5 protein-coding genes are annotated in these 6,758 nt (G+C 64.4%); all 5 read right to left on the bottom strand.

Features of this window, described 5'->3' with window-relative positions:
* A partial coding sequence (gene iolE, locus ACZ92H_RS10255; RefSeq protein ID WP_465049234.1) for a myo-inosose-2 dehydratase occupies positions 1–685 on the bottom strand: 685 nt, incomplete at its 3' end.
* The gene (iolD, locus tag ACZ92H_RS10250; RefSeq protein WP_465049233.1) at positions 682–2,523 is read right to left on the bottom strand and encodes a 3D-(3,5/4)-trihydroxycyclohexane-1,2-dione acylhydrolase (decyclizing); all 1,842 of its coding nucleotides are present in this window, start codon (positions 2,521–2,523) and stop codon (positions 682–684) included. The genes iolE and iolD, both read right to left, overlap by 4 nt.
* The gene (locus tag ACZ92H_RS10245; RefSeq protein ID WP_465049232.1) at positions 2,520–4,466 is read right to left on the bottom strand and encodes a bifunctional 5-dehydro-2-deoxygluconokinase/5-dehydro-2-deoxyphosphogluconate aldolase; all 1,947 of its coding nucleotides are present in this window, start codon (positions 4,464–4,466) and stop codon (positions 2,520–2,522) included. The genes iolD and ACZ92H_RS10245 overlap by 4 nt, the downstream gene beginning before the upstream one ends.
* Before the next feature lie 12 nt (positions 4,467–4,478).
* Positions 4,479–5,468 carry an inositol 2-dehydrogenase gene (iolG, locus tag ACZ92H_RS10240; RefSeq protein ID WP_465049231.1) on the bottom strand — a complete coding sequence of 330 codons (990 nt, stop codon included), beginning with the start codon at positions 5,466–5,468 and terminating at the stop codon, positions 4,479–4,481.
* A 72-nt stretch (positions 5,469–5,540) separates the two neighbouring features.
* Positions 5,541–6,635 carry a porin gene (locus ACZ92H_RS10235; RefSeq protein WP_465049230.1) on the bottom strand — a complete coding sequence of 365 codons (1,095 nt, stop codon included), beginning with the start codon at positions 6,633–6,635 and terminating at the stop codon, positions 5,541–5,543.
* Between the last annotated feature and the right edge of the window lie 123 nt (positions 6,636–6,758).

Below are 6,758 nucleotides of genomic sequence, written 5' to 3'. Positions count from 1 at the left end.
GGCCATTCTTCGCCAGCTTCACGACATTCGGCCGCACGTCCTTGCAATGCACATGGCAGATGCGGGCGATATGCTTGTTCAGCACCGCCAGCGCGTCGCCGCCGGCAAAGGTGATGTGGCCCGTGTCGAACAGCAAGCCCACTTCCGGCCCCGTCAAGGCCATCAATTGATCCACGTCGGCCGGCGTTTCCACGTAAGCGCCCATGTGGTGGTGATACGCCAGGCGCACGCCGTGCGCCAGCAAATGCGCGGCAAAGGCCGTCAACTTGTCCGCGTATGCCTGCCATTGCTGCTGCGTCTGGAAGCGCGGGCGCTTATATAAAGGGCGCGCTTCGCCCTGGATGGCGTCCGCCACTTCGCCATACACCATGACGGTGGCGCCGCTGTCGGCCAGCAGGCGCAGATGCGATTGGACTGCTGCAATCTCTTCCTCGACCGACCTGTGCACCAGGCGGCCCGAATACCAGCCGGAGACGCAGGCGAGATGATATTTGCCCAGCACGGCATTCAGGGCTGCGGCATCCTTGGGAAACTTGTTGCCCAGCTCAAAGCCCGCATAGCCGATCTCCGCGCCTTCCTGGAGCGCCGTCGCCAAAGGCGTCTCGCCGCCCAGGCTGGGCAAATCGTCGTTCATCCACGAGATCGGGTTGATGCCGATCTTCACATTCCATGTTGGTGCGTTCATTGTTGTTGTCCTTGGCGGTCAAGTTCATAACGGGCGCGGGCAAGCTGCACGCCGGGCTGGGTGGAGACCTCGGGCACGGCCACTTCCCACCAGCAGCCGCCCTCTTCTGTCGTGCGCGTGGCGTCCGTGTTGATGCAAATCAGATAGGTGCGCGAAGCGTCCCGGGCGCGCAGCATGGCTTGTTCGAGTTCGGCGATGCTGGCCACGTGCTCGGACAGCGCGCCCAGCGATTGCGCATGCAGGGCGAAATCGATGCGCGGGGCGCTGTCGGGCAGCATGTTGTTGAACGACGCGTTGCCGCACGCCTGCTGCAGGCGGTTGATGCAGCCGTAACCCCGGTTGTCCAGCACGACGATGATGAGTTTTTTCTCCAGCATGACGGAAGTGGCGATTTCCGAATTCATCATCAGGTAGCTGCCGTCGCCCACCATGACGATGACTTCCGATTCCGGTTTCGCCATCTTGACGCCCAGGCCGCCCGCGATTTCATAGCCCATGCACGAGTAGCCGTATTCCATGTGGTAGCCGCCCGGCGTGGAGGTACGCCACAGTTTATGCAGTTCGGCCGGCAAGGTGCCCGCCGCGCAGACGACGATGTCGCGGCTGGTGGACGCCGGCGAGGAACGCTGCACGGCGCCGATGACTTCGCCGTCATACGGCAGGCCGGCGACGTCCCGTTTGCCGGTAATCGTGGCCACCGTCGCGCGCCACGCGTGCCCTGCCTGCTGCGCGCGGTCCAGCCACTGGCCGGCGCTGTTCCAGCTGCCCAGGTGCCGCGACAGCCCCTGCAAGCCCAGTGCCGCATCCGCCTGCAGGCCCAGGCCACGGCGTTTCAGGGCATCGAAATGGTTGACGTTCAGGCTGACCAGTTGCGCCTGCGCAAACAGGGAATTCGAGCCCGTCGTGAAATCCTGCAAGCGCGTGCCCACGGCCAGCACCACGTCGGCCTCGGCCGCCAGACTGTTCGCGGCAGGCGAACCGGTGACGCCGATGGCGCCCAGCTGCAGCGGGTGGTCCCACGGCAAGCTGCTCTTGCCCGCCTGCGTTTCCGCCACGGGGATGCCGTGGCGCTCGGCAAAGGCCTGCAAGGCGGCGCTGGCCTGGCCGTACAGCACGCCGCCGCCGGCGACGATCAGCGGCTGTTTCGCATGTTTCAGCAAGGCGGCCGCTTCTTCCAGTTCCTGTTCGACAGCGGGCAAGGCGCGGAAACGCACGGTGCGCGGCGTAAAGAATTCTTCCGGATAGTCATATGCCATCGTCTGCACGTCTTGCGGCAGGGACAAGGTGACGGGACCGCAGGCGGCCGCGTCCGTCAAGGCGGCGATCGCCCGTGGCAAGGCCGTCAGCAACTGCTCCGGATACACGATGCGATCAAAGTAACGCGACAGCGGCTTGAAGGCATCGTTGACGGAGACGCTGCCGTCGGACGCATCTTCCAGCTGCTGCAGCACCGGGTCCGGCGCGCGCGAGACGAACACGTCGCCGGGCAGGAGCAGCACGGGCAGGCGATTGACGTGGGCCAGGGCGGCGGCGGTGAGCAAATTGGTGGCGCCGGGACCGATGGAGCTGGTGACGGCCAGCATGCGCCGGCGCATGTGCGCTTTCGCATAGGCAATGGCCGCATGCGCCATCGCCTGTTCGTTGTGGGCGCGGAACGTGGGAAACTGCTCGCGGTACTGGTACAGCGCCTCGCCCAGGCCCGCCACGTTACCGTGGCCAAAGATGGCAAAGGCGCCGCCGAACAAAGGGACGCCCTCTTCCGTGCGCAAGGCGGCCAGATAGCGGACCAAGGCCTGCGCCATGGTCAGGCGGATGGTGTTGTGCGGGGAAGTCTTCATGCCGCACGCTCCAGGCGGTGGCGCGTGCGCTGCCACAAAACAATCAACTGTTCGAAGTTGGCGCGCACGGCGGCGATCAGGCCCGCGTCGTCGAGTTCGCCCGCCAGCCAGCGCCGGCTCGGTTCCTGGAAGATGGTGCGTCCCACCATGAAGCCGCGGCAGGTGCTGCTGGCACTGGCTTGCTCGAAACTGGCGGCCAGCGCCTCGATGGGGGCGTTCAAGCCCAGCAATACTACGCCACGGCAATACGGATCGCGCTCCTGCACCAGCGCATCGATGGCTTGCCATTGCTGGGCCGACATGCTTTCCAGCTTCCACCATTCCGGGTAGATGCCCAGGTTGTACAGGCGCTTGACGGCGCGCAAGACCGTGTCGTCATGCTGCGGCAGCGCCTTGGCGGGGATGATTTCCAATAGCAGTTCGTGGCCCGTGATCTGCGCGGCCTCGTACAAACCCTTGATCTGCGCTTCCTGTTCCAGGCGGTTTTCCACGGCGTCGTCCGGATGCAGCTGCACCAGGCATTTGATCACGTGTTCCTGCGGCCACTGCGTCAGCCGCGCCGCCAGCGAGCGGCCCCAGTCGAACTGCAGCGGGTTCGACCCCGGCAACTCCACGGGACGGCCGATCCACCAGCCCCGTCCGGTCGCATCGTTGAGGGCATCGACGCCATAGCGGTCATCGATCAGCACACCCGTGCCGCCTTGCAAACCGCGTGCCGCTTCCGTCTGGCCCACGGCTTGCACGAACAGCTGCTTGAGGCGTGCAATTTTTATCTCGTCGGCGCCGCCCTGTTGCGCCAGTTCAAAGAATTGCGTGCGGTGGTCAAAGGCAAACACGCACAGTTCATCCCACTGCTTGCGCGCCACCGTCGTGCGGTGCAGGCGCGCCAGGGTGGCATCCTGGTCCGGTTGCGTGAGCCTGGCCGCGTTGGCCAGGAAATAGTCGAGCTCGACGGGCGACGGCATGGCCGGCGCGCAAGCGTGGCGCGACACGACCAGCGCGCCGCAGGCATTCGCATAGCGGCAGCAGGCTTCGTAGCCTTCGCCGCGCAGCCAGCCTTTTAAAAAGCCGGAAATGAAGGCGTCGCCCGCGCCCAGCACATTGAGCACCTCGACGCGTACGCCACGATAGTTATAGGCATCGTCCAGGCTCTGCGGCACCACGCTGTCGATCACGGCGCAGCCCAGCGGCCCCCGCTTGACGACAAGCGTGGCCGTGCTCACCGCCCGCACGGCGCGCAGGCTGGCCATGATGTCGGCGCCGCCGCCGGCGATCATGAATTCCTCTTCCGTGCCGACCACCAGGTCGAACTGCGGCAGGATGCCTTGCAGATGGCTGGTCACGCCGTCGTTCGAGACGAAACGCGTTTCGCCGTCCGCCTTGCCCGACAAGCCCCACAGCACGGGCCGGTAATCGATGTCGAGCACGGTGCGCACATTGTTGGCACGCGCCAGCTGCAAGGCCTGCGTGCTGACGGCGTGCATGGCGCTGGTCGAGAAATGCGTGCCGGTGATCAAGAGCGCCTTGCTCGACGCGATAAAGGCGGCGTCGACGGTGGACGCTTCGATGGCCATGTCGGCGCAATTGTCGCGGTAAAAAATCAGGGGAAAGGTGTTTTTATCCTTGATGCCCAGCATGACCAGGGCCGTCAAACGGTCGCGGTCGATGCCCACGTGGCTGACGTCGCAGCCCTCCTTCGACAAGGTGTCCGTCAAAAAACGGCCCATGTGGTCGTCGCCCACCTTGGACAGCATGGCCGATTTGAGGCCCAGGCGGGCCGTGCCGAAGGCGATGTTGGCGGACGAGCCGCCCAGGTACTTGGCAAAGCTGCTGACGTCTTCCAGCGGGCTGCCGATCTGCTGTGCGTACAGGTCCACCGCCAGGCGGCCCAGGCAGATCACGTCCAGCGCCCGGCCTGGCGCAAATTCAGTTGTATTCTTCATGGCACTCTTTCCTTATGACAGTTGCACGATGCGCTGCTCGCGCCACGACACGGTGGCCGCTTCCGCCAGTTCCAGCGCCTTCAAGCCATCGTGCACGGTGGTGCGCAAGGGCGCACCATGGGCAAAGGCGTCGAAAAAATGCGCCATCTCGCGGGCATAGGCGGCGCGGTAGCGTTCCAGGAAAAAATCTTCCGGCTTGTCCACGCTGACATTCACGGGACCATACGCAGTTACCTCCGTCGGCTTGTGGTTGCCCGCCTGTAGCATGCCCTTGCTGCCCAGCACTTCAAAGCGCTGGTCGTAGCCGTAGGCGGCGCGGCGCGACGCGTTGATCTGGCACACGCGGCCCTTGGCCGTGCGGATGGTGACGACTGCCGTGTCCAGGTCGCCCGCCTCGCCGATGGCCGGATCGACCAGGCAGCTGCCCGTCGCATGCACGCTGACGGCTTCATCGTCGAGTATCCAGCGGAAGATGTCGAAGTCATGGATCAGCATATCCTTGAAGATGCCGCCCGACACCTTGATGTAGCTGACGGGCGGCGGGCCCGGGTCGCGGCTGGTGACGACCAGCAATTCCGGCGTGCCGATCTCGCCCGCGTCGATACGCTGCCGGACGGCGGCAAACGTGGGGTCGTAGCGGCGCTGGAAGCCGATCATGCACAGCACGCCCGCCTGCTGCACGGCGGCGGCGGCATCGCGCGCCCGTGCCAGGGTCAGGTCGACGGGCTTTTCGCAAAAAATGGCCTTGCCGGCGGCCGCCGCGCGCACGATCAGGTCGGCATGCGTATCCGTGCTCGACGCGATCAGCACGGCCTTGACGTCGGGGTCGGCCAGCGCGGCATCCACGCTGGCGACACTGGCGCCATGCAGGGCGGCCACCTCCGCCGCCGCGCCCGCATGCACGTCGACCACGTATTTCAGGCGCACGCCGGGCTGGCGCACCAGATTGCCGGCGTGGATACGGCCGATGCGGCCGGCGCCGAACAATGCCACTTGAATCATTTCCATCTCCTTGAAGGTCGGTACAGCGCTTGACCGAATTTGCACACGTGTGCAAATCCGGTCAAATAAAAGTTAAAACAAATGAATGACGCCCAGCATCACACCGCTGAGCTTGGCGCCCTGCTTGACGCTGGCAAAACCATTGCCGCCAAACGTGTAGTTGGCACGCTTGTCGTTGTTCGTTTGCGTGTAATACGCATACACGGTGCTGCGCTTGGACATGTAATACTCGTAGCCCAATGTCGCCTGCTTGGCGCCGCTGTCGTCGCCGCGCACCAGCGAGGTGGTCTTGATGGTGACGCTGGCGCCGTCCGGCGCGCTGCCCGAGACGTCGCCGGCGATGCCGAAGCGGCCGATGAAGGAACCGCCGCCCGCCTTGTAGGCAGCCGTGATGGTGAAATAGTCGCGCTGCAAGTCGCCGCTGGCCACGTCATACACCATGCGGTTCCACGCCACGCCCACGTCGCCGCCGCCAAAGTTGTAATTGCCCACGGCACGGTACATTTTTTCGCTGAAGCCGGGACGCAAGTCCTTGTGCTTTTCATAGCCGACGGCGCCCTTGATGGGGCCGTTCACATACTGCACGATGCCCGAATAGATGCGGTCGCCATTCGATGCCTCGTTTTCGCTGGCGCGGTAGATCGTTGCGCTGAAGCCTTGCAGCACGGGCGTGCGGTAGCTGACGGCATTCGCGCTGCGGCGATTGAAACCCTCGCCGCCCAGCTGTGAAATGTTGGCGTCATCCTGGATGCCTTCGCCGACGAAGCGGTTGGTGTAGCCGTTGATCTGGCGGATCGGCGTGGCGAAGCGGCCCAGCGCGATGCGGCCATACGCGGGGTTTTCCAGGCCGACAAAGGTATCCTTGCTGTTGATGGCGCCCGTGCCGTCGTCCAGCTTGGCATTGCCTTCGATCTGGAAAAAGGCCGTGTTGCCGTTGCCCAGGTCTTCTCTGCCCCGAAAACCGATCTTCGAGGAATTGTCCGACACGCGCGACAGCGACTCGCCATGCGGCCACGCGGCCGAGGTGGAACTTTCGATATGGTCGAGGCCCGCATGGATGCGGCCGTACACGACCACGCTCGATTCGGCCAGGACGCAGCCCGGCACGGCCAGCAGCAAGGCCGCGGCAATCTTGTTCAGCTTGCCGGCGTGCTGTACGTTTTTCATCTTGTTTTTCATCCCGTCTCCTGCTTGTTTTTATGGTGGTGGATTACTCATGATGCTCAACAACGTGTTGCCACTGCGCGCCCCGGCGCAGGCCGCCCTGCCCTCCTTTCGACGAAGATGCGC

It is taken from the genome of Janthinobacterium foliorum, from assembly GCF_978021625.1.
The sequence above is the reverse complement of the archived record's forward strand: the minus strand, read 5'-3'. Positions and strand labels throughout refer to the sequence as shown.